At 66.3% G+C, this 23,262-nt stretch carries 19 protein-coding genes; 7 read left to right on the top strand and 12 right to left on the bottom strand.

Annotated elements, in window-relative coordinates; genetic code table 11:
- Positions 1-784 precede the first annotated feature (784 nt).
- On the top strand, positions 785-1,165 hold the full coding sequence (locus ADK67_RS54245) for a hypothetical protein (RefSeq protein WP_231648590.1): 381 nt from the start codon (positions 785-787) through the stop codon (positions 1,163-1,165).
- Complete coding sequence (locus ADK67_RS54240; protein ID WP_331459379.1) at positions 1,126-1,809, top strand: integrase core domain-containing protein; 684 nt, start codon at positions 1,126-1,128, stop codon at positions 1,807-1,809. The genes ADK67_RS54245 and ADK67_RS54240 overlap by 40 nt, the downstream gene beginning before the upstream one ends.
- 89 nt (positions 1,810-1,898) lie before the next feature.
- On the opposite strand, the gene ADK67_RS40035 is transcribed toward ADK67_RS54240, so the two are convergent.
- The 7 genes from ADK67_RS40035 to ADK67_RS40005 all read right to left on the bottom strand — a co-directional run bounded on the left by ADK67_RS40035 (position 1,899) and on the right by ADK67_RS40005 (position 9,615).
- On the bottom strand, positions 1,899-3,110 hold the full coding sequence (locus ADK67_RS40035; protein ID WP_053721811.1) for an ROK family transcriptional regulator: 1,212 nt from the start codon (positions 3,108-3,110) through the stop codon (positions 1,899-1,901).
- A 151-nt stretch (positions 3,111-3,261) separates the two neighbouring features.
- Positions 3,262-4,614, bottom strand: a complete 1,353-nt coding sequence (locus ADK67_RS40030; protein WP_053721810.1) for a glycosyltransferase — start codon at positions 4,612-4,614, stop codon at positions 3,262-3,264.
- A 59-nt stretch (positions 4,615-4,673) separates the two neighbouring features.
- A complete protein-coding gene (locus ADK67_RS40025; protein WP_197289843.1) occupies positions 4,674-5,342 on the bottom strand; it encodes an HAD-IA family hydrolase in 669 nt (222 codons plus the stop codon).
- Complete coding sequence (locus ADK67_RS40020; RefSeq protein WP_063797890.1) at positions 5,332-6,297, bottom strand: class I fructose-bisphosphate aldolase; 966 nt, start codon at positions 6,295-6,297, stop codon at positions 5,332-5,334. The genes ADK67_RS40025 and ADK67_RS40020 overlap by 11 nt, the downstream gene beginning before the upstream one ends.
- A 1-nt stretch (position 6,298) precedes the next feature.
- Positions 6,299-6,556, bottom strand: a complete 258-nt coding sequence (locus tag ADK67_RS40015; RefSeq protein ID WP_053721809.1) for a MoaD/ThiS family protein — start codon at positions 6,554-6,556, stop codon at positions 6,299-6,301.
- A 22-nt stretch (positions 6,557-6,578) separates the two neighbouring features.
- Positions 6,579-7,715 (bottom strand): formylglycine-generating enzyme family protein, encoded by a 1,137-nt coding sequence (locus ADK67_RS49955; RefSeq protein ID WP_197289842.1) that lies wholly within the window; start codon positions 7,713-7,715, stop codon positions 6,579-6,581.
- Positions 7,716-7,974: 259 nt separating this feature from the next.
- The gene (locus tag ADK67_RS40005) at positions 7,975-9,615 is read right to left on the bottom strand and encodes a hypothetical protein (protein ID WP_197289841.1); all 1,641 of its coding nucleotides are present in this window, start codon (positions 9,613-9,615) and stop codon (positions 7,975-7,977) included.
- 581 nt (positions 9,616-10,196) lie between these two features.
- Here ADK67_RS40005 and ADK67_RS51700 point away from each other — a divergent pair.
- Positions 10,197-10,343, top strand: coding sequence for a hypothetical protein (locus ADK67_RS51700; RefSeq protein ID WP_157621412.1), 147 nt, complete (start codon positions 10,197-10,199; stop codon positions 10,341-10,343).
- A gap of 54 nt (positions 10,344-10,397) precedes the next feature.
- On the opposite strand, the gene ADK67_RS40000 is transcribed toward ADK67_RS51700, so the two are convergent.
- From ADK67_RS40000 to ADK67_RS39990, 3 genes are all read right to left on the bottom strand, one after another.
- Entirely contained in the window at positions 10,398-11,162 is a 765-nt protein-coding gene (locus ADK67_RS40000) for a lasso peptide biosynthesis B2 protein (protein WP_053721806.1), read from the bottom strand.
- Positions 11,131-12,738 carry an asparagine synthase-related protein gene (locus tag ADK67_RS39995; protein WP_053721805.1) on the bottom strand — a complete coding sequence of 536 codons (1,608 nt, stop codon included), beginning with the start codon at positions 12,736-12,738 and terminating at the stop codon, positions 11,131-11,133. The genes ADK67_RS40000 and ADK67_RS39995 overlap by 32 nt, the downstream gene beginning before the upstream one ends.
- 267 nt (positions 12,739-13,005) lie before the next feature.
- Positions 13,006-13,191 carry a lasso RiPP family leader peptide-containing protein gene (locus tag ADK67_RS39990; protein WP_053721804.1) on the bottom strand — a complete coding sequence of 62 codons (186 nt, stop codon included), beginning with the start codon at positions 13,189-13,191 and terminating at the stop codon, positions 13,006-13,008.
- A 639-nt stretch (positions 13,192-13,830) separates the two neighbouring features.
- On the opposite strand from ADK67_RS39990, the gene ADK67_RS39985 reads away from it, so the two are divergent.
- Entirely contained in the window at positions 13,831-15,309 is a 1,479-nt protein-coding gene (locus ADK67_RS39985; protein ID WP_331459378.1) for an ISL3 family transposase, read from the top strand.
- A 135-nt stretch (positions 15,310-15,444) separates the two neighbouring features.
- Here the strand turns inward: ADK67_RS39985 and ADK67_RS39980 are convergent, their stop codons facing one another.
- Positions 15,445-19,413, bottom strand: coding sequence for an nSTAND1 domain-containing NTPase (locus tag ADK67_RS39980; RefSeq protein ID WP_197289840.1), 3,969 nt, complete (start codon positions 19,411-19,413; stop codon positions 15,445-15,447).
- Here ADK67_RS39980 and ADK67_RS53055 point away from each other — a divergent pair.
- Complete coding sequence (locus ADK67_RS53055; protein WP_197289839.1) at positions 19,407-20,387, top strand: AfsR/SARP family transcriptional regulator; 981 nt, start codon at positions 19,407-19,409, stop codon at positions 20,385-20,387. The two genes, ADK67_RS39980 and ADK67_RS53055, sit on opposite strands and share 7 nt — an antisense overlap.
- A 463-nt stretch (positions 20,388-20,850) precedes the next feature.
- Positions 20,851-22,434 (top strand): extracellular solute-binding protein, encoded by a 1,584-nt coding sequence (locus ADK67_RS39970; protein WP_053721800.1) that lies wholly within the window; start codon positions 20,851-20,853, stop codon positions 22,432-22,434.
- 69 nt (positions 22,435-22,503) lie between these two features.
- Here ADK67_RS39970 and ADK67_RS39965 read toward each other — a convergent pair whose 3' ends face one another.
- Positions 22,504-22,764, bottom strand: coding sequence for a hypothetical protein (locus tag ADK67_RS39965; protein ID WP_053721799.1), 261 nt, complete (start codon positions 22,762-22,764; stop codon positions 22,504-22,506).
- A gap of 195 nt (positions 22,765-22,959) precedes the next feature.
- Between ADK67_RS39965 and ADK67_RS39960 the strand changes: the two genes are divergently transcribed.
- The coding region (locus ADK67_RS39960) for a helix-turn-helix domain-containing protein (RefSeq protein WP_231648588.1) at positions 22,960-23,262 on the top strand (303 nt) is incomplete at its 3' end.

Raw genomic sequence — 23,262 nt, 5'->3', positions numbered from 1 at the left:
AATCGAACGAACGCCGAAATGAAGCAGTTACAACTCTAGCTGAGCACTTCGGAGTTGCAGAAGTGCTCACCCGGGAGCACAGTCCGACCACCATGCCGTTCACTGCCGTTGACCTGCGTTTTCGCGTCGTTCGGCGCAGTTGAGCGCAGTTCGAAGAGCACTTCGGTGTGAATGAAGCCGAAACAAAGCCTCTACCAGCGAAGATGTAATTACCGCAGGAAAAATGCAGCTATTGGGTGCCGTTGAATGCGATTCAATGCTGTCGAACGCGTCCGGCGGCTCCCATTCTGCTCCCAGTGTCCGCTCCCACGCTGTGCCTGCCGATAACTCCATCCATGCAGGTTGAAGCCGTGCGTAGCGTGAGGGGCCGAGGTGCTCGTGAGTACGACTGTAGGTCCGCAGCGTCCTCGGCTGACACGGCATGATGACCGACTATGCTACTCCGACTGGCCTATCTGAGCGTGACCAACGCGTTCGCGTTGCTGCGCCTGCTGCCCCTGAGCGACCAGGACAAGGACGCGGAGATCCTGGCGCTGCGCCACCAGATCATAGTCCTGGAACGCCAACTCGGAGACGCTCGCCCACGGTTCTCCCCCGCGGACCGGGCATTCCTCGCGGCACTGCTGCACCGACTCCCGGTCGATGCGCTTCGTCGGCTCCGACTACTGGTCGCCCAGAGACGGTGCTCCGGTGGCACCGAGACCTCCTCGCCCACCGCCACGCAGCCAGCTGCCGCCCCAAGCGGCCCGGCCGACCACGAACCATCCGCTCGATCCGACTCCTGGTGCTGCGCCTGGCACGAGAGAATCCGACCTGGGGCTATCGCCGCCTCCACGGCGAACTCCTCGTCCTCGGCATCAAGGTCGCAGCCTCCACCGTCTGGCAAATCCTTAAGGACGCCGGGGTCGACCCGGCACCCGAACGCACCACGACGACCTGGTCGGCCTTCCTCCGCTCCCAAGCCGACGCGCTCCTGGCCTGCGACTTCTTCGAGACCACCACCCTGAACGGCACCCGCCTCTACGTACTCGCGGTGATCGAGCACACGAGCCGCGGATCCGAGTCCTCGGCGCCACCGCACACCCCACCGCCTCCTGGGTCGCCCAAGCCGCCAGGAACCTCGCCATGGACCTCGACGACGCGGGCAAACACGCGCGATTCCTGATCCGCGACCGCGCCGGCAAGTACCCGGCACTATTCGACGCCGTCCTCACCGACGCCGGCATCCAGGCCGTCCTCAGCGGAGTCCGCATCCCTCGGATGAACGCGATCATGGAACGCTGGATCCGCAGCTGCCGACGCGAACTCCCTCATCCGGAACCAGCAGCATCTACTCCACGCCCTACGCGAGTACGAGCAGTTCTACAACAACCACCGCCCCCACCAAGGCATCAACAACGCACGACCACTCCGCGCCCTGCCACCAGCCGTCACCGATCAGGCGACCCTCCCCCGCCTCGACATCCGCCGTCGGCAACGACTGGGCGGCATCCTCAACGAGTACCACCACGCCGCCTGACCTGCACGGACGACATTTTCGGCAAGCACAGGGCCAACTGCTACGCCGAAAGGTTCATCGGAACCGTCAGGCGAGAAGTCACCGACCGACTGCTCATCATCAACGAACACCACCTCCGGACCGTGTTGAACCGCTACGCGGCCCACTACAACCACCGCAGACCACACAGAGCACTGCAACTCTCGCCACCACAACCAGACCAGCCGATCGCAGAGCCAGGTTGCACGTCGATACGTCGACGACCAATCCTCGGCGGCCTGATCAACGAGTACGAGCCCACAGCCGCATAAGTGCAGGTCAGACCGTATGGCCGACTATTGGCACCCCACAGGTTGCGGGGTCGGAACAAAAGCCGATCAGCGGAACACGATCCCTGCGGTCACTCGACGCCGCTCTCTTCGAGCTGGCACGAGCGCAGACCGAGGATCAGCGCACCGTGTGCCTCGGTGTAAGGGCTGAGCTGGCTCAACCGCAACAGGAAGCCTTCCCGGTGATTCACCGCTCCGGTCAGGGCGTAGCGCTGTAACTCCTGCCGACAGGGTTCGAGCACGAGCTCCTTGCCTGTGGCCAGTTCACCGCCGAGCACGATGATCCGCGGGTTGATCAGGTTGCACAGCTGGGCGAGCGCGATCCCGAGGGTCCGACCCGCGTCCTGCAGAACGCGCATGCACACCGCATCCCGTGCGTGTGCTTTCTCGATCAGCGACGGCAGGCTCACCGGCACGTCGGTGGTGCTGCCGCGGTGCGACGTGCGGACCTCCGCGAGCAGTGACCCGGAGCCGACGATCGTGTCGAGACAACCACGTCCGCCGCACTCGCACACGTCGCCTTCGCGGTCGATGGTGAGGTGCCCGATCTCCCCCGCCATGCCGCGGTGGCCGCGGTAGAGCATGTCGCCGATCATGATGCCGACGCCGACACCGTTGGTGGCCTTGACGTACACCACGGTCTCCGCGGGTTCGTCCATGCCGTAGATCTGCTCGGCCATCGCGCCGAGGTTGGCATCGTTGTCGATCGCGACGTGAATGCCCAAGTATCGGGCCAGCTCGTCGGCGGGCTGCTCGTCTTCACGCCACGGCAACAGCACCGGCGTGGTAAACCGCCCGGTGCGCGGGTCGATCATCCGGGGCACCGAGACTCCCGCGGACACCACGTCATCCAGCGTCTGCCCGGTTTCCTCCACCGCTTCCGCGATCATCGTCTTGATGATCGGCATGAGCCTGCCCAGGCCGCGGTTGGCGCCGTCACTCCTCTGCTGCACCGACACGTGGTCGTAGCGCTGGTCCACCCTTCGGGCGACCACGGTGACGTGGTCGTGGCTGATGTCGATGCCCACCGCCACACCGCGGATCGGCGCGAGCCTGACCTGGGCGCTGCGTCCGCGGACCTTCTCCTGTCCCCGGTCGCTCTCCAGCACGCCCTGTTCGGCGAGTTCCTGCACTGCCGTCGATACCGATGCCTGCGACAGACCGCTGCGCCGAGCGATCCGGGATTGGCGGTCAGCCTTGATCATGATCTCGATAAGCATCCGCCTGCGGTTCGCGTCGCGCGCCCCGCCGGCCGGCCCGAGGAGTTCACGCGCCTCGATCACTTCGACACCCCCAGGCACTTCCGTGAAATCCACCTCGGAGCCGTCAGATTAACACAGGGGAGTTCAAATTGAAGCGGTACCGGATCACGATCCACTACGAATCGGACACGTCGACAAAGTGGAACCCGTCGTTGCCGCAAAAATACGGTGATCAGTTTCCCGACATCCTGTCGTAGAGCGCGAGGTAGTCCGCCGACTCTCGTTCGGCGAGGAACTCCTCACGACATCGGCGGTGCGCCGCCGCACCCAACTCCGCGGCCCGCACCGGATTCGCGAGCAAGCCGGACACCGCGTCCGCAAAACCGGTCAGGTCGTCCGGCTCCACGAGCAGCCCTTGCGCCCCGTGCGTCAACTGGGTGAGCAATCCACCCACAGCCGATGCGACAATCGGACGCGATTTCCACATCGCCTCGGTGGCGGTCAGACCGAAACCCTCTTCCAGGCTCTTCTGCACCACTACGGTGGAATAGCGCTGGATCGCGTTCACCGCCAGCGCGTTGGCCGTTTGGTGGCGCAGCGTGAGCACCGCGAGGTGCACCCGGCGGCGGATCTCCGCCGGCAGCGCCTGTCGCAACGCACGCAGCTGCGCGAACACACCGGCGCCCTCGGGGTCGTCCGGGATGTCGGCCGGGTCGGGCCCCGCGAACAGCAGGTGAGCCGGCGAGTGCGGGGCGATACCTTCGGCGAACGCGCGCAGCACGCCCGCGAGGTCCTTGAGCGGATCCCAGCGGGACACCTGGGTCACCACCGGGACGCCTTCGGGAAGCGGTTGGTCCTGCACTACGTAGCCGACCGGATCGTCCCCCTGGTTCGGAGCACCGGTCGCGAGGTCGGGCGACCGAAGCAGCCCGATGCCCGCGAGCAGTTCCACGCACTCCGCCTGCGACAGGTGGCGGTTTTTCGGGGACTCGGGGTCGATGGACGGCGTGATCACCGTGACCCGGCCGGGAGCCAGGTATCCGGGCGCGTAATCCGCCACCGTGAACACGCAGCGCGGAGCGGCCTCGACGTAGCGACGCAGGAAGGCCCAGGTCGCGGCAACGGCAGGCACGTTGGCCCTGGTGCCGATGTGGCACCGCCAAGCCACCTTCACTCCCCCGGCGACCAGGTGCGGCGCGAGGCCTACGGTCTGCGGGTCGTGCAGGACCACCAGGTCGCCTGGCCGCACGAACTCCGCCAGCTGCGCGGCGGAGCGGGTGGTGCTCACTTCGTACAGCCGTGCGTCGTGCTCGGTGAACGCGTGGTCCACCCGCCCGTGCAGGCCGTGGTGGATGCGTTTGGTGAGCTGGAAGAACGCCGGTTCCGCGTCGGCGATCAGCCAGCCGACAGGCAGACCGAGTGCCTGCTGCCGGGCGATACCCGACCAGAGCAATTCGGCCACTCCACCACCGGTCGCGGTGCTGTTGACGTGCCAGATCCGCCTCACGCCGAGTCGGTCGGCGAGCTTTGCCGCGGTACGTGCGAGTTCCGGCGAGGTGCCGTCGTCGCGCGCCGGGATGTGCACCTGTGAGACCGCGTACTCGACGGTTGGTGTCACCGCGACCGCGGATGAGGGGTGAGCCTTCATAGTCCGTCCGTCCGTGTGATCCGAATCAAGAAGCCATCGTCCGAACGACCGGTTACGCCGAGGTCGGCAAGGGACTCAACGACGAGGTCGGCACCGGCCAGGTGCGCCGATCCGTGCCCGTCGGCCACGCCGATAACCCTCATGCCCGCGCGGCGGCCCGCCTCGACCCCCGCCTCGGCGTCCTCCACGACGATGCAATCCCCGGGGGATGTGCCGAGCAGCCGTGCGGCGAGCATGTAGCCGGCGGGATCGGGTTTGCCGCGCTCGACCCGTTCCGCGGTCACCAGCACCTCGGGCGCCGCCAAGCCCGCCGCGCGCAGCCGGGCGGCCGCCAACGGCTTGGTGCCGGAGGTCACCACAGCCCACTCGGGCCGAGTCAACCCGTCGAGCAGGGCTGCCGCGCCGGGAACCGCGACCACGTCGGTGACGTCCACAGCCTGCGCCGCCTCCAGCCGGGCGGCTTCCGCCACGGCGTCGAGCGAGGGCGCGACCTGCCGGATGGTGTCCGCCGACCGCACCCCGCTGCTCGCGGCCAGGACCAGCTCCGGGTCCAGGCCCTGCCGTCGGGCCCACTCAGTCCACGATCGGCGAACCGAGTCCGTCGACCGCACGAGCACACCGTCCAGGTCGAACAGGACGGCTGAACAGTGCAGTTCAGCGGTCACCGGCCACCCCGGATGCGTCTGGACGCCCAACCACGCTCCACTCCTGTCCATCGACCCCGCCGCCTGCCTGGCCTTCCGGTGATCGCCTGAGCACTCCGCGAAGTTGCTCGGCGAACTCCAACGCCTCACCGCTCGTCCGCTTGAGCACGTTCCGGCCGAAGATCAGCCCGACCGCGCCCGCCCGCAGCGCGATCCCGGCCCGTTCGAGCAGCACCGCCGTGTCCGCCAGGTCGCCGCCGGACAACAACACGAGCGCACTGCCCGCGGACCGGACGATCGCCGAGATCCGGTCCGCATCGGACAAGTGCACCCGGTACTCCTCCGGAACTTGAGGCGACGTCACCGGGGAAGGCCAGTTAACCTTCACCACATCGGCGCCGAGTTCGGCCGCGACCCGAGCCGCGTAGTCGACAGCATAGAACGAGTCGCGCCCACCCTTTCGGGCGATATCCGCCCCTCTCGGATACGCCCACACGATCAGAGGTATACCGTATCGTTCGCATTCCTGTCGGACGCTGCGGAAAGCCGTAAAATCGTCCGCTTGGCGTGACGACCCGACGTACAGGGTGTACCCGACCGCGTCCGCCCCGAGCGAGACCGCTTCTTCGACCGTCGCGTTCAGCGGCGACAGCGGCGCATCGTCCGAGGGGATCTCAGTTTTTCCGTTCAGCTTGACCACCAGCGGGATCCGCCCGGCGAACGACGCGTAGCACTTGCGGGCCTGCCCTATCTGCAGGGCGACGCCGTTGAACCTGGCTCGGATCGCGAGGTCGAGGACGTAATGCGGATCGGCGGACTCCGGGTTCGCCGCGAAGTCACGCGGGCCGTGCTCCAGGCCGTGGTCGTAGGGCAGCAGCAGCAGGGTGCCGTTGCGGTTGCCGTATTGGTACAGCATCCGGTGCAACCTGGTCAGCTTACCGGTGCCGAGGCCGCGGTTGTGCAGCGACAAGGTCATCTCATCCTCCGGCGATCTGTGCGAACAAGTACAACCGGTCACCGGGGCCGAGCAGTCGCGGCCCGTCCGGACCTCGGACGATCTCGTCATTGACCGCCACCACGAAGCCGGTCCGCAGCCGTCCCGACTCGTCGAACAGCCGCTCGCCGAGCTTCTCGAATCTCGACCGGATCTCCCGCACCGTCTCCGGCCAGGTGCTGGCCGTCAGTGCGACCGACCGGTGTCCGTACGACTGATCGCCGTCGGGTAGGTAACCCACCAGTGAAGCACCAAGAGTGACGTCAATCACGCGATCGACCTCCGTTGTCGGGTCGGGGCGTGCCGGCCATACGGAACCCGAGGTCACCCGCCGAATAGCCGGCCGGATCGTGCAGCCGGAAGCGGGTGCGGCACATCTCGGGCAGGGACAGGAAGCTGCCGCCGCGCGACACCTTGTCCGGCGCACGTGCGGTGCCGGCCGTCGAGCCCGTCGCGATCGGGTCGTGCCGGGGCGACCGGGCGTAGAAGTCCGGCCGGAAGTCGTCCGCGCACCACTCCCACACGTTGCCGTGCATATCGTGCAATCCCAGGTCGTTGGGCTTCCGCGTGCCGACGACGTGAGGTTCGCCGTGCGCGTTTTCGCTGTACCAGGCATGTCGTGGCAGCAGCGGTTCGGGACAGCACCACTGGTCCGGCGAGCCGTTGCCGCAGGCACGTTCCCACTCCGCCTCGGTCGGCAGTCGGCCGCCCATCCAGGCCGCGAAGAGCGCCGCATCGTGCCACGAGACACCGACCACCGGCAGATCGCGTTCCGCCGCCGACGTCGCCCGTGCGGGATCGAACCGGGCGTACTGACCATTGGTCACGGCGAAGCGGGACAGCAGGAGAGGCGACAGGACCACCTGGTGGCGCGGTGTCTCCCCGCAGAAGTGCCTCGCGGAGGCCGGATCCGACCCCATCTCAAACGCGCCGCCGTCAACCCGCACCAGGTCGGGGGCGATGAACTCGTCGAACCGCTCGCCCGCACCCAGGAACAACCCACTGACCACGTGTTCCTCGTACGGTCCCCGGTCAGGTAGCCATTTCAGCACTTCGACGGCGCGGAGCACCACGGCCGAGTCGCGACACCGGGGGCGTCCGTCTCCGGACAGGGCCAGAGCCGCTACCGCCGCATCGAGGGAACGACCCTGGGCGCGTTCCACCTCGTGGGGTTGATGCGGTGATACGACGTGCATCTCGCGCACGCCCTCCCCGGACACGGCGAATGCCCGGATCTGCGGCTGACGCGGGTTGCGCAGCGAGATGATCACGTGCCACAAGCCGGGGACCCTGCTGATGTGCAGGTCGTAGTCGATCTCGGAGAAGTTGCCCGGATGGCGCCGGTGAGTATGGAACATCGCGACCTCGTACAGATCGCGTTCCATGAGCTGCTTCTGCACTCGCCACGATTCCTCCTCCGTGGCGACGAAACCCGCGTCCGAGTGGTCGACGAAGTATCGACCGCGCGACTCGAAGTCCGCTCGCCACTGGTCGGTGTTCCGGATGTTGTCCTCGAAGCCGACGAACTCCGTCGGCTGCGACTGCCCGCGTGGGGCCACCAGGTAGCCGAAGGACTTGGTCGGATAGCGGTCCGTCACGAAATCGAGCAGGTCGCGGATGAGCGTGGCTGGTAGGACGACAGTGTCCCGGTCGGCGTGGTCAGGCATCGGCGTCGTTACCCACCACGTGGAAACGGGTTTTCGCGGGAGAACCGCCCGGCAGTACGCCGACCAGCTCGGGGCGTGCTGTCGCCAGGTGCGCCAGCAGGCGATGGACGGTGACCGCCCGCTCCGCGCACCCCAACGCGGAGGCGAGCTCGAAGGCTGTCAGTGGGGCGCGGGTCTTCGCCAGGTGCGCCAACGCCTCCCGTCGCAGATCAAGCACCGGGAGCGCGACGTGCTTGTCGACACCGGGCTGGTGGTAGGCGTTGACGTCGATCAGCTCGGCGTAGAGGCCGACCGCCCGTTCGAACAACGCCACCAGCGCACCGATCGAACGTTCGCGGTAGTCCGGGACGGTGATCACCACTGCCGGTCGGCTCTTGCGCGCCAGACTTTCCAGCGTGCCGACCAAGCCGGAGAACAGGTGTTCCGCCAGGTCGGGGTCCCCGGCGCCGGCGGCTCGACTGCCCCGGTGCGCGGCGACGAAGGTGACGAACGAGTCGTCCCTGCCGTCCTTCAACTGCTGGAGGTAGGAGTGCTGGTCGGTGACACCCTTGTGGCCATGCACAGTGAGCCCTTGACGCACCACGCGACCGCCGCGGTCGAGTTCCTTGCCCACCGATTCCATCACCAACTGCTGCACCCACCTCGGCAACAACGCCAGCCGATCCCGGTACGGCAGGACGACCATGGCCCGGTCGCCGCGTCCGTTGCCGAGGTGGTGCCACGTCGCGGCGAGCAGCGCGGCCGGGTTGCGGCGGAGGTCCGGCACCCTGGTGAGCGCGTCCACGGCCGCGGCGCCGGACAGGAAGCAGTCGGTGTCGGCACCGGCAAGGGCCGCGGGCAACAACCCGACAAGCGAGGTGACCGACGTGCGACCTCCCACCCAGTCCCACAACGGGAAGACTGCGCGCCAGCCGTTGTCCGTCGCGTGGACCGCGAGCGCGCTGCCTGCCATCGTGGTCGCCACCGCACGTGAGGCGAAGTCGACGTCCGCGGCCCGGTAGGCACGTTCCAGCTCACGCACCACCTCCAACGGAGTCGGCGTGATGCCCGACTTCGACACGACGGACACGACCGTGCGCCGCAGTCCGCCCGACAGGCCCCGGAGTGCCCGGTCCACCCCGTCCGGGTCGGCATTGTCGAGGAACCGCACCTCGAGGCCGTCGGTCTGATCGCTCCACGCGTCGCAGAGGAATTGAGGGCCGGTGGTCGAGCCGCCGATCCCGACGTGCAGCACGGTCCGCCAACCCTCGGCACGGGCCAGGGATACGAACTCGGCCGGCATCGCCAGGCTCGACTTGATCGCGGCGGCCACCTCGGGGTCGGGAGCCAGATCGGGCGCGCGCAGCCAGTAATGGCCGACGGCCCTTCCCTCGTCGGGGTTCACGACGGAACCGCGCTCGAGCGCCGCCATCGCGTCGAACGCGCGGGCCATCGACGGAGCCAGGCCGTCGAGGTGATCGACCGTGATCCCCGCCGGGCTCACGTCCACCGCCAAGCCGGTATTCGGATCCTCGAAGTGGCAAGCGGAGTAACGCTCCCAATCGGTGCCCCCTGCACTGACCATGCCGGTCTCCCATACTTGGCCGGACGGCGAGCGATTCCCCACGGTACTTACGCGGTGCAGCCCGGCCATCGCCCGAACGCTTGAACTTCCGGGCAGCCCGACACCGACGGCTAATCCGCACGCGCGAAAAGTTTTTCAAGATCTTTCCGTTCGCAAACGCGCCGGACGCATCCTCGGTCCGGTCTCCATTTCAGCCGGGCCCGGTATGCGATTCGTAACCGCGAAGCCGACCACAGGCAGGATCGACTTCAATTTCAACGGAATGCCGCAGCCTAGTCAGTGTACGCCGGAGCGGGTGACGGGAGATCCAGATCGCGCCAGTCGACATAGCGGCGGCGCCAGACGACGACGCCTCTTGACAAGCGGCCATCCGCCGTGGGTGCGACCTTCCGCCCGCCGTGGGTCGAAAGCGTTGAAATCAAACTGAACCAGGCTCTCAGGCCGGTCCGTGGATTCAATGGCTAGCGGGCCACGCGACAGACTGAACAACGTTCCGAGACAGTTTTTCAGACCGTCCACGGGGCACAGGTCGACAACCGGCCGGATCGACCGCCAGGTCGGTTGAGGACCTCGCCGCAAGTGGGCACACTGTGTTCCAACCCCCATCACCGCCGGGACTTGCCGAGTTTGGGAAGTAGGGAAGAATCACCGTGAAACTCCACTACAAGTTCGAGTGCTCGGGCGCGGGCGTCATCTCCAGGAAGCAGATCAGGGTCGGGATCATCGTGCTGATCATGGTTTTGACCTGGGCAGTGAGTGGCAGCCACGTCCTGTCTGTGATCAACGGCGGGTTCTGAGCGCGGCAGATCGACTCGCCCCCACCCTTACCGAAATGACCCTGGAGGACGCGCTCACAAGGTGCAGATCGGCCGAAATTCGGCGATGTCCGCATCGGTCGGATAACCGAGTGGGCCGCCCTTGGTCTCCACCCATGCGTGAAAGCGGCACGGGTTGTCGGCGACACCGATCACCAGGGAGAGGTGTCGCCGGCGAACCGCGAGAATCAGCACGGCACCGAGCGAGAGTTCCAGACAGGCGATCCGACCCGGATGGTATCGCGTGGTAGACCGCGTGGCCAGGATTGCCGACAGCGCCTGTTCCGGTGTGGCTTCGCCGCAGCACCAGTACTCCCGCAACCAGCCGGTGAGCCACACCGTCAGCCGGAACGGCATGCGTACCAGTAGCAGCGCAAGAGGCATGACCAAAAGCGCCACGAGCGCGAGTCCGGACAGCTCAGAGCCCACTGATTCCGAACAACGGACGACCACCCTTACCACACCACCCGGTCGACGCGAAACCTCCGGAACGGTGATCAGAAGTCCTTTCCGCAAAAGATCATCGGCCAATCGCCGCGAGTCCGACCGGAACCGCTCTCCGCAATAATCGGGGTCTCGGTCCGCCACGGCCTGGAACCCCAGATCAAAATCACCCGAACGGTGCCACTCCCGCCACAATTCGTATGCGGTCGGGTTCATCGCATAACATCGCCCGGAGTTCAGGTCGAGCAGCACCCCACCGCCAGTCGGCTGACTGACGTCCTGCACGTGCTCCGGAATGCCCAGTCTGATGGCCATCACGATCCTCTCAGCGGCCTGGGCCTGCATCGGCGAGCCCACGCAACCACACCTCGACGCCCAGCAAGCGGTTCAACGCGGGCAACGGCGCCGGCGCACCAGTGCCAGCCTGCTCCACCGACCTGATCACCGCCTCCGGATCCACCAACCCGAGGTCAGCGACATGGGACGTCGAGAGGAACGCCGTCAAGCTCCGCACCGCCGCCCGCACGCCGAGGTAATCTTCACCGATGTAGTTGCCCTTCGTGCGTCGGGCGAAGACCGGCGCCGGCACGAGACCCTCCATCGCCTTGCGGAGCAACGGCTTGGGCCGCTCGTCCGGGACCTTGAGCGCGGCGCCGACCTTCGTGCACGCCCGGATCACGTCGTTGTCGAGGAACGGCGCTTGAGGCCAGATCCCGTGCCTGCGTGCGGTTTCCACGAGCCGTCGGTGCACGGCGCCCGCGGCCCGCAGGTCGTGCAACGCGGCGGCGTCCGCGATTCCGACGCCTCGCGGCTGGAGATCGCGTTGCCTGGACAGGTCGTAGGCGACATCGGACAGCTCTCGTCGTGCCCGCTCGGTGAGCCAGGGGGATGCGGCGCCGGGGCCGGTCCACCAGGAGATCGCGTCCAGCCACTGCATCGCCTGCGGCGCCGGCCGTTCCAACTGGGCGGCGAGCCCTCTGAACGCGCGCGGCATCGATGTGCCGGCCGTTCGGATCAACTGCTTCAACACGACGGAAGGCGACACGTAGCGATCCCGGCTCGCCGCCAGCACCTGCGCCGCCAGCCCTCGCACCGCGCCACGCCGTGCGAGGTCCGCGAGGTAGGACGGCGCGGGGACCAGCAGCGCGTCGGCACCTTCACCGCCCAAGTGCAGCAGTCCTCCCGCCGCAGCGATCCGGCTGAGGCGCAACTCGGTGCGGGCGTCTGCGACCGCGGCCTGGTCGGGCAAGTCTCCCGCCACGACGTCGGCCAGCCCTCGGTAGGTGAGCGTGTCCGAACGGCCGAGCACGACTTCCAACCGGAGTCTGGAATCCAGCCGCGCATAGCGCTCGGCGTACTCCAGGTCGTGCGCCGGTGCGAGAGGATTGTGGTAATTGAAAACCCGGAGCGGCCCCGACAGCTGACGCGCCGCGAGGAACGCGATCGAGGTCGAGTCCGCGCCCCCGCTGAAGTCAGCGGACACGGACCGACCGTCCGCCACCCGCGCCGCCACGGCGGCCGTCAGCGCGGAACGCAGCACCATCGCGGCGTCCTCGGCCGTCACCCCCGGATCCGGCAGCAGCGCCTCGCCGGACCGCACCTGCGGCCGGGCGTCCGCCGCGGCGGTGAGCAGCAGACCGCCGCCGAGCCGTCGGACGCCCTTGACCACCGACCGGTCGCCGACCAACGCCGGCACGTCCGGGCAGAACACCCGCGCGGCCACCGCGAGGAAGTCCGGTTCACCGCGAAACCCGGCCGCCGCAGTCGTCAAGGACAGGGTCGACCCGACCACTACCCGGCCGGGTGCGGAGAAGTGGTAGAATGGGATTTGGCCCGCGAGGTCCACGGCGACGGTCACGCCGTGATCGTGGAGCACCACGGTCGAATAACTGCCCGACCACCGGCCGAGCACGTCGAAACGGCGTTGTTCCACGGCACCGCGAAAATCTGCCGCCAACCGCTCTTCTCCGGCGAAGCAATGACCCAGGACGAGCAACCCGGCATCGCGATACCGCATGGTCCGGAACTCGCCGACGTGCCAACCACCGCTGTGCCACAGACCCGGACGGTCAGGCCACACCTCTTCGACACCGGGGGGCAGCGACACCGATGGACCCGGCAACGGTGGCCAGACCACCACGACCCCGGGCTCGCGCATCGAGGTACGACCAGGCTCGGAGATCGATAGCACGCGCAGTTCCTACCAGTAGTACTGCGAGTTAGCGTCGCCGTTGCCACTGGACGAATTGCCCAGCACCACATCGCGAATCTCGCCCAAGTCGGCCAGAACCGGAGCCTCGTAGTCCCGGTCGTGGGGCGAAACCACTGCCGCGGCGGGCGCGTCCTGACCACCGAAGATCGCCCGCAGGGCACGCACAGGGGACATGACGACTCTCCCTACTTGACCACACCTGCTCGACAGCGAAGACAGGACAGCATCCAGCAAACCCGATCAAATGAGTCGACCAAAGTGGCCCATCGGGCCGATAATAGCATCAGACTTTCAGCTCATGTCAAACTGGGCACTGAAGCCGGCGGATCCGTGATCTGAACGAATCGAAGCACCGAACGGCTCGCTTTGATTCAAAATCACCATTCTGTACCACCTCGCCCGCGTGTTGCGCCCTCCGATCGCCAAAGCCCGTGGCGACGCACGCCGAGGGCCGTTCAGTTTGAACGGATCACGGTCCGCGCGATAGGCGGTCGGACCACCACGGCCGTGGCTGCTCGACGTCCGTGTCCACCGACCGGCGAGGCGTGTCCAAGGCACGACGGTACGGTCGGGTCCGCGATGTACTCCTCGAGTTCAACCGGTCAGCGCAACCGTGCCGGGCACCCGGCACCCGGCACCGGGCGACCGCGGCGCAAGCGGTACAGCCGACGGCGGGTCTGTCAAACGAGCGGTTCTGTCGCTGATTGCGTGATCAACGAGTTCGGGTGGCTGCTGGCAGGTATAGCGGGTCTGTGATCATGGTCGGGGTGTGATCGTGACTGGTTGGCAGCCCTGCTTCCGCACCTTGCTGACGTGGTGGTGGAGCGAGTCGAGCCGACCTCGGCGGGCGTGCGGATCTGGGCGTGCACAACGGTGAAGACCGCGCGCTGCCCTTCCTGTGGTGTCCGGTCAGATCGAGTGCACAGCCGCTATGACCGGAAGCTGGACGATGCCCCGGTGGCAGGCCGGCCGGTGGTGCTGCGATTACGGGTGCGTCGGTTCTTCTGCGACGACCAGGGCTGTGCGTTGGGGACGTTCGTCGAGCAGGTCGACGGTCTGACCGTAGGGCACGCGCGCCGCACGCTGTTGTCGCGCACCGCGTTGGAGCGCATCGGGTTGATGTTGGCGGGCAGAACCGGGGCGCGCCTGGCCGCCGGTCTCGGACTGCCTGCCAGTCGAAGCACGCTGCTGCGGTTGGTGCACGCTCTGCCCGATCCACCGGTCGGGGTGGTGGAGGTGCTCGGGGTCGACGACTTCGCCCTGCGGCGCGGTCGCCGCTACGCGACCGTGCTGATCGACGCGGTCACCCACCGCCGCGTCGACGTGCTGCCCGACCGCAGGGCCGCGACCCTGACCGCCTGGCTGCGCGCGCATCCCGGCGTGAGGATGGTCTGCCCGGACGGCTCGGCCACCTACGCCGAGGCCGTTCGCCAAGGCGCCCCGGACGCGGTCCAGATCGGTGACCGGTGGCACCTGTGGGACAACCTGGTCGCAGCGGTGGAGAAGACCGTGACCGCGCACAGCACATGTTGGTACGTCGGACCGGAGCGACGCACGAAGACCGCGGAGGAGCGGACCCTGCAGCGGCACGCGGCGGTCCACGGCCTGCTGGACCAGGGCGTCGGACTGTTGGAATGCGCACGACGCCTTGGCGTGTCACTCAACACCGTCAAGCGCTACACCCGCATCCCCTCCGCCGAACAGTTGCGACGCCCGCCGCCCTACCGGCGCAGCATGGTCGACCCCTACCGCGACCACCTACGCCGCCGCCTCGCGCAGCAACCCGACGTCCCTGTCACCCACCTGTTCGCCGAGATCCGCGCCCTGGGCTACCCCGGCAGCGCCAACCTCCTGGTCCGCTACCTCAAACAAGGCCGCGCCGAACCCGACCGCGTCCCGCCCTCGCCACGACGCCTGGTCACCTGGCTGACGAGCAAACCGGAGAACCTGCCCGAGCATCATCGCCGCCATCTCGACGACCTGATCACCAGCTGCCCGCCGATGACGACGCTCGCCCAGCGGATCCGCGAGTTCGCCGTAATCCTGACCCACCGTCGAGGACAGGACCTCAATGCCTGGATCGACGCGGTCCTGGCCGACGACCTGCCCGCTCTGCACCGCTTCGTCCACGGTCTGCGCAAGGACAACGACGCCGTGGTCGCCGGACTTACCCTGCCCCACACCAACGGCCCCACCGAAGGAGTCGTCAACAAGATCAAGCTGCTCAAGCGGCAGACCTACGGGCGAGCGAGCTTCGCCCTGCTGCGCAAGCGGATTCTGCTCGACCAATAGCCGCCCCGGATCCGCCACCTGCCCTTGACCTCAAGTCATTGATCACGCAATCAGCGACAGAACCGCTCGTTTTACAGTCCCACCGCTTGACCTGCACGGACGACGTTATCGCCAAGCACAACGCTTTAATGGCATTCAGGGCGTCGGGCAGGGTGGTTCGAAGAGCGCTCCCGGAAAGTATGTTTCCCAGTCGTGCGTGGTGAGTCGAGGGTGAGCTAACTGGCAGATGCGGTCGGCGATGTGTTCCAGGTCGAGGTCCCAGAACCTGATCGAGTAGTCGTTGCCGACAGTCACCGCGCCGAGGCGGTTGGGGGTGAGTGCGAGGTCGTTGATCGCGCCGTCATGGGCGCGGAACGCCGCTTGTTCCTGCGGTTCGCGGATGTTCTCCGTGTTCCACAGTTGGAGGGTGCCGTCCTGTCCGCCCAGCAGGATCCTTTGGGTCTGTTCGTCCACCGCCACCGAGGTGGCCACGAGGCTGCCAAGGCGGATCGAATCGGCAGGCTCAGGCGGCTCGACCCCATCACCGAGAGGCCATATCCGTGCCGGGTTCGCACCGTCTACGACGATCAAATTCCCCTGGCCATCGAAAATGCCGTCGGGTCTCCCCGGCCTCGACAGCCCGGTACGTTCGTAGGGGGGGAATGAGATCATCGAGACTAGCTTCGGGTTTGCCGCTGAATATTCCAGCGACAGCACATCTATGCTGTACTGGTCTGCGATTGCAATATGGTGCCACGAACTGTCGATTGCCACTCGGTAGTTGGGCCCGACGCCGTAGGCCAACGAGGTCTGCGCGGTACGGCCAACAATCTTGAAATTATTTCTGTCTCGCACCTCTAGGTAACGATCGAACTCATGATGGGTGACGACATGTTCGTTGTCCGGAGCGAAGATGACAATCGGGGAAGACCCACTGAATACTCGCTTCGGATGGGCCGGGTCGACGAGGTCCCAAATCTCCGCATTGCTTTTTATTCCTTCGACGGTGACCACACCGAGCAGTCTTCCGTCGGAACTGAGAGTCACGACGCGACTGGCGCCGACGGGCTCCAATTCCAGCTTCGCTAATCGGTACATGCGTCTACGTGGCGTCTCCTCGAAGACCTCGACGCTTCCGTCAACCAATTGTATGACTGTTCGGATGGTCGTGCCGTGGAGGCCGAGGGCAATGGATCGCGCCTGGACCCGATGGCCGGAAGTAGGCATGCCGGTGAGATCGACTAGGCGGGCAGTGTTGTCCCGAGAGGCGCTGAGGAGGGTGTCCCCGCCTCGGGCAAACGCGAGTGCAGTGACGGTGTCGACGTGACCGTTGAGGGTGTACGCGTGCTGCGGATGGTCGAGATCGGGCAGGTCGACGAGACGCACGGTCTTGTCGGCTCCGGCTGTCGCGAGGGTGTGGCCGTCGGGCGCGAACGCGATCGTCTCGATCGCCCCTGTGTGCCCCGTGATCGTGGAGCGGACGCGGAATTGACTGTTCGGGCCGAGGTCTCTGAGCTCGACTGTTCGCGCGGCGGCGGTCGCCACAGCCAAAGTGCTGCCGCTCGGGCTGAATGCGACAGCGGTGACGGCGCCGTTCTCAGGCCGCCAGGTCTGCAACGCAACTGGTTGTCGAGGGTCGGCCGCGTCCCATAAGTGCAGTTCGAGCCCTTCGTTGGTTACCATCGCCACTTTCCGATCGGCGCTCATGGCGAACTTGACAATCCCCGTAAGCGACCTGATACCTCTATCGGAGCCAGGAGAGGACACAGTACCGATGAACACCGGCATGTCGAGCCGCGAAACATCCCAGAATGACATCGCGCCTCGCAAGTTGTCGAATTTTTCGTGACCTACGGCCATAATTCGAGACGTCGCGTCGAACGCGACCGTTCTGGCAGTCTGGAGCATCCCGGCATCGTCGTATTCGTCCAGTATCATCCTCGTGGTGTAAACAGGTTTCCCTGGATCGGCGATATCCCACAAGTGCACCACACCGGGGGCTCCGATCGTCGCGAGTGCCCGCCCGTCCGGGCTGATCTCGACGGTTCGGGGGCCACCGTCGAACTCCTGTCGGTCACGATAGTTCGCCTTGGTCAGGATCGACAGTCGGGTGACCTGGGCGGCGTCGGATATGTCCCATAACTCGACCGCCTCTTCTGGGTCAGGGCGGACGGTCGCGATCAGATTCCCCGAGGACGTCGCCGCGACAGCACCCGCGCTGGGCAGCCTGGCCGCGAAAGGCGTGGTGAACGCGCCGAACAAGGCGTTACGGGTTTCGGGCATGGGAGCAAGGCGGTGCGCGGCCAGTGTCAACTGGAGGGAGAGTGCGGGATTGGTGTCTCGTATGGCCGCTGCGTCGACGAGCGTCTTGCGGACCAGGGCGACGTTGCGTTGCTCGGTGGCCGTGCGTTCGGCGCGTACCGCATAGATGAGCGCTGCGCCTGTGAGCAGGAGTAGCGATGCCAGGAGTGCAACGAACTGCCGGAGGCGACGTGTTCTACGTCGGGACGCGCGCACCAGGTGTTGTTCCGCAGCGACGCTCGCATCGAGGAACGCGGACTCGGTGGTGGTGAGCATGGGTTTGCGGGAAGCCATCCACTCTTGAGCCGAGCTGAGCCGCGCTCCGCGGTAGAGCGCTCCCGGATCGCTGTCTAGCTCTACCCACTGTCGTGCCGCTTGGGTCAGTGCGCGGTGCAGGCGCAACGCCTCGCGGTCCTCGTCGAGCCAGCCTCGCAGACGTGGCCAGGCGTTGATCAGGATCTCGTGGCTCACCTCGACGGTGTCGTGGTCGAGGGTGATCAGGCGAGCACGTGCGAAGCGGTCCAGCAGGACATCGAGGTCCGGACTGAAGTCCAGTTCGTCGACCAGGAGGCGCCTCCTGGTGTCCTGATGCCTGTCGCCCGGCGCTGTCAGTCGTGTGAACAGGTCACGTACCAGACGCTTGCTGGCATCGTCCAGGTCGGCGTATAGCGCTTCGGCGGTTGTCGAGAGCGCACCTTGGATGCCCCCAGTGGCGTGAAACCCGGCCAAAGTGAGGGTGTTGCCCTTGCGACGGCGCCATGTTTCCCGCAGCGCATGGGACAACAGCGGCAAAGCTCCAGGCTGGGAATGGGCGTGGGATACCAAATGTATCAACAGGCCGCTCTCCACCGCGCACTGGGCCTTGCGAGCAGGATGAGTGATCGTCCGACGCAGTTCCTCGACGGTCATGGGGCCGACAGTGAATTGTGCATCGCGCATGGCCTCAACCAGGGAACCGTGCACACCGCAATCTGCGTAAAAGTCGGCCCGGATTCCGAGCACTACCCGGACACGACCTCCTCCGGCACCAGCGACGGCTGTCAGGACCGTGATGAACGATTCGCGCTCCACCTCGTCGCCGCACAGCGTGAAGACTTCCTCGAACTGGTCGACCACGATGACCAACTCTTCCCTGGACAGCGTGTTCGATAACGCGCGCATCATGATCCTGCCCGAACTCTGCGGGCTGGCGGTCAACGCCGCGAGAACGTCTTTCGAGGACTCATCCATGAGCGGCGCGAGCCGGGTCGCGATCTCCACCATCGGGTGCGCCCCAGGAGTCAACAGCAGTGCCTGCTTCGTCCGGTCACTCGTCGCCGAACGCAATCGTGGCAGTAACCCTGCCCTAAGGAGGGAAGATTTCCCTACTCCCGAAGCGCCGAAAACCGCAAGAAACGGCCGGTCCGCCACCCGAGCAAACAGTTCGTCTGTAAGCCGCTCCCGGCCGAAAAACCAGTCGGCGTCCTCCGGACCGAAAGCCGAAAGACCCGCGTACGGCGTCGTCCCGCCGTCGTCTTCGGCCGATTCGACGATATTCGGCGCGACCGTCTCGAGTGCCGCCCGGTACGCCGCTACTTCATGCCAACGCCGCCGCCACGCTTCCACATCCCCGGCACATGCCTCAACATAGGCCGACATCACGGCCAGGCTCGGCAATGCCCGGCCGGAGGCCGCATCAGACAGCGTTGTCGTGGAATACCCCGTTCGGCGGGCCAACTCACGGTAGGTCGGACCACCCGCCTCGCGACGCAAATTCCGCAGATCTGCGGCGAACGTGGTCAGCGGACCCCCGTCGGGGTCCAACGGTCGTTCGACTCGTGGCACGGCTCTCCCTGGTGAGCGGCTTGCCGACAGAAGAACTTTGTCCGGCCTCCCGGACTCCGGCACCGGACAACGCACAGATGCTATCCAGGAAGCCAAGCGACGTGCCTGCGGTTCGCCGTCCTGGCGGCAGGAGCCGCGAGAGCACCGACGATCAGGTCGACGATCCGTTCGACCGTTCGGCGGATCCATGGCAGCCGCAGACGGACGGATACCCGTCGACGACAATGAACAGGAGTACGATGCAACTCAGATTTGGCGTGCTCGGGGAAACGATCGTCCTGACACCGACACAGCCACTCGCTCTCGGGCACGCCAGGCAGCGCTCGGTTATGGAGGTACTGCTAGTCGAACCCAATCGACCGCATTCCGCCGACAGTCTGGTGGAAAGGGTGTGGGGAGAACGCGCAACGCGTGCCGCCAAGGCAACGCTTTATAGCTACCTCTGCCGTTTGCGCCACATCCTCGCCGCCGTGCACCAAGTCCACATCAACCGACGCAGCAGCGGTTACGTTCTGGACGTCGACGAAACGACCATCGACCTCCACCGATTCCGATCCCTTGTCTCATTAGCACGCACGGCCACAGACGAGAAGGCCCTGCTTTTGCTCGACAGCGCACTGGCGCTGTGGCGTGGCGAGGCGCTGACCGATCTGACCAGCCCGTGGGCAGACCACATGCGCACTGCCCTCGAATACGAGCGTGTGGTTGCCGAACGCTACCGCATCGACGCCGGATTGCGTCTCGGCATGCACCTGACGCTACTACCCGACATCGCCGCCCTCGCGACCGACCATCCACTCGACGAACACCTCGCCGGAAGCCTCATGCTCGCCTTGAATCGCTGCGGACGGCGAGCCGAAGCACTCTCCCACTACCGCATGCTGCACCATCGACTCGATCACGAACTCGGCATCCTCCCCGGCACACAGATAAGAGAAACTCACCAGAAAATACTTTCCGGAACCATCGAATGAACTCGAATCGCTGTTACATTCAAGACACACCTGGACTAGGATCCGCGACGCCAACGGGAGCCGCCTCGGCTGGATCTACGACGCCTACCTCGACGACTACGGCACCACAGCGCCCTCCTGACCACAAGGCGGGGGTCCGGCTTGTTCCGCAAGTCGACCTGGACCACCGCCTGACACCGGGGAAGCGACTTGAGGCGCCATCAACTCGGAGCAGGAACCGAGGGTCGTCGAACCGGTCGCCGAGGTCCATCAGCAGGGTACGGGCTTACCACCTGGCATCAGGCTGGAAGCGATTGCCGCTACGTTCACCCGGTGGCCGCGTACAGCCGACGGTGAAGCGGTCGGCGGCGGAAGCATGGGGCTCGAAAACTTGCGGGATGGTGCAGGGCAAGCCGCATTTTGAGGGCGACATTCGGGACGCGCGGTGATAAGCGTTGACCGCGACGTGCGGGAGGTGGGGGTAGTGGACAACAATCCTGAGGAACCCGACCACCAGCAGGAGCAGCGGCATTGGAGCCCTCGCTACCGGCTCGTCGTCATCGCCGTCTACCTGCTGATCATTGTCGCCCTCGCGGCGCTGTCGCTTCAGTCGGTCGCGTCGGTGAACGGGCCGGACGGAGCCGGTTCCGCGTTGCGCTGGCTGCCGATCGGCTTGGTGCTGGTGCTCTCCAGTGTCGGCATCAACCTGTTGCCGACGGTCGTCGCCAAGGTGTGGCGTGAGCCGAACAACGCCAACATCGGCTTCGTTGACCTTGCCGGCTGGCTCTGGCGCACCCTGCGCCCGCCTCTCCGGGCGTTCTGGGTGCTGCTCGCGGTCGCGGTACTCGTCGGGGGCGGCTTGGTCATCCGGCCTGAGCCGACCGGCTTGGAGCCGGGAGAGCTGCGGATCATGACTGCGTTCGTGCCCAGCCCGAACGATCCGAGGTCGCTGCTGGTCGAGCAGTGGAATCGGTTGCACCCGCAGAACCCGGCCATGTTCGACTACGTGGCGGGCGAGACAGACCAGCAGCACGAGCGCATGGTGAACGACGCCAAGGCGGGCGGCCCGCACAACGCGGACGTCTACGTCCTCGACTTGGTGTGGATGGCGGAGTTCGTCGAGGAAGGTTACGTCCGGGAACTGGCCCACCCGAGGCTTTCCGAGACGCAGTTGAGCGACTTCCTGCCCAACGTGATCGCCACGTGCAAGTGGGAGGGAAAGCTGTGGGCGCTGCCGTTCAACACCGACGCGGGCTTGCTGTTCTACCGGTCCGACCTGAAGGACGTCACCGCACCCGAGTCGTGGGATGCCTACTTCGGACCCGCGGCGCTGGCCCCGCTGCCCTCGGCGAGGACCGCGTTCCCGACCATCGTGGCCGCGAACGCCGCACAGCTCGCCGACGAGGAGATGCTCACGATCACCGCCTTCGAGGCCATCTGGGCGGCCGGCGGCGAAGTCGTCGGCCCCAACGGGCAGTTGCTGCTCACACCCGACGGCTCGATCAGTTTCACGCCGGTGGACCTCAAGGGGATCGCGAACCTCGCCGCCGCGGCGAAGAACCCCGGGCTGGTGACCGCCGACGCCGGGCAGATGACGGCAGACCTGGCGGTCGATGCCTTCGCCTCGGGACGAACCCTCTTCATGCGCAACTGGCCAGTCGCACAGGATGACGTCGGCGACCGGGTGCCGTTCAAGATCGTCGCCCCCACCACGGCGAGCGTGCTCGGCGGGCAGAACCTGGCCATCTCCGCGACCTCGGGGAAGCCACGCGCCGCCCAGGCGCTCATCGAGTTCCTCACCAGCGCATCGAGTCAGCTGATCCTGTCGGAGCTCGGCGGTTTCGCGCCGACGCGTCAGTCCGCGTACACCATCGCAAAGCGCGCTTTCAGCCCGCAGATCCGCGCTGCGGTCGAGCGGGCCCGACCGCGGCCGATCACCCGCTGCTACACCGAGTTCAGCCGCACGTTCCGTCGTGGCATCGGCCGGGCGCTGAACGCGGACGGACAGCTGGAACCGGACTTCGCCAAGCAAGCGGCGGACGCGTGGCGGTGCGCCGGCACCGGTTGACGCCAATCGTACGCGGTGGAATTTCGCCGTCGGTGCGGCGCACTTATTGAGCGGAAAGTCTTCGATTGCCTACGTAGCGGTGTAGCGGACGTGTGGTGCCTGGAAGTAACTGCGGACGATGTGCGGCTGACGTCGGCGGCGGCGCAGGAACCGGCGGGTCTCGTGGGTGAGTCGGTCGACGTTGTGGGCGCGGGAGGCGTTGACGTTGCGTTTCATGTCGGCGTTGATCAGCTCGTCCGGGTTGAGCTCGGGCCTGTAGCCGGGCACCAGGTGCAGGTCGACGACGTGGACGTGCAGGACGGCGGCAGAGGGGCGCCGCTCCGCGACCACGAGTAGGTGGCACCGGGAGTCGGCGACTGCACCCGGAAGTGGATGGTAAAGCTGTACGACGGACGTGGCGAGACGCAGGAGTCGCTGTAGACGGGCGGATAGGTCTAGTGGCGCGTCTCGGAGGGTTGACCCGGTAATCGATCGGTTCGGCTGATCGGCGAGGCTGGTCCCGCATGTCGAGTGCGGGAGGTGGTTGTGGCTCGTCGTCCGAGTGTGTTCGTGAGGCCGTTATCGATGGAGGAGGGCCGGAAGATCCAGCGGATCACCACGACCGCGAAGGATCCGGTGCGGCTGCGGCGGGCGATTGTGGTGCTGATGTCCGGCCAGGGCCAGGCGGTCCGGGACATCACCTCGTTGCTGCAGGTGAGCGAGGATTACGTGCGTGACGTGATCCATGCCTTCAACGAGCGGGGGTTCGCGGCGCTGGACCCAAAATGGAGCGGCGGGCGGAGTCGGACGATCGGTGAGGCGATCCGTGAACGGATCTGCCTGATCGCC

This window comes from Saccharothrix sp. NRRL B-16348 (genome assembly GCF_001280085.1).
Classification (GTDB): Bacteria; Actinomycetota; Actinomycetes; order Mycobacteriales; family Pseudonocardiaceae; genus Actinosynnema.
The sequence above is the reverse complement of the archived record's forward strand: the minus strand, read 5'-3'. Positions and strand labels throughout refer to the sequence as shown.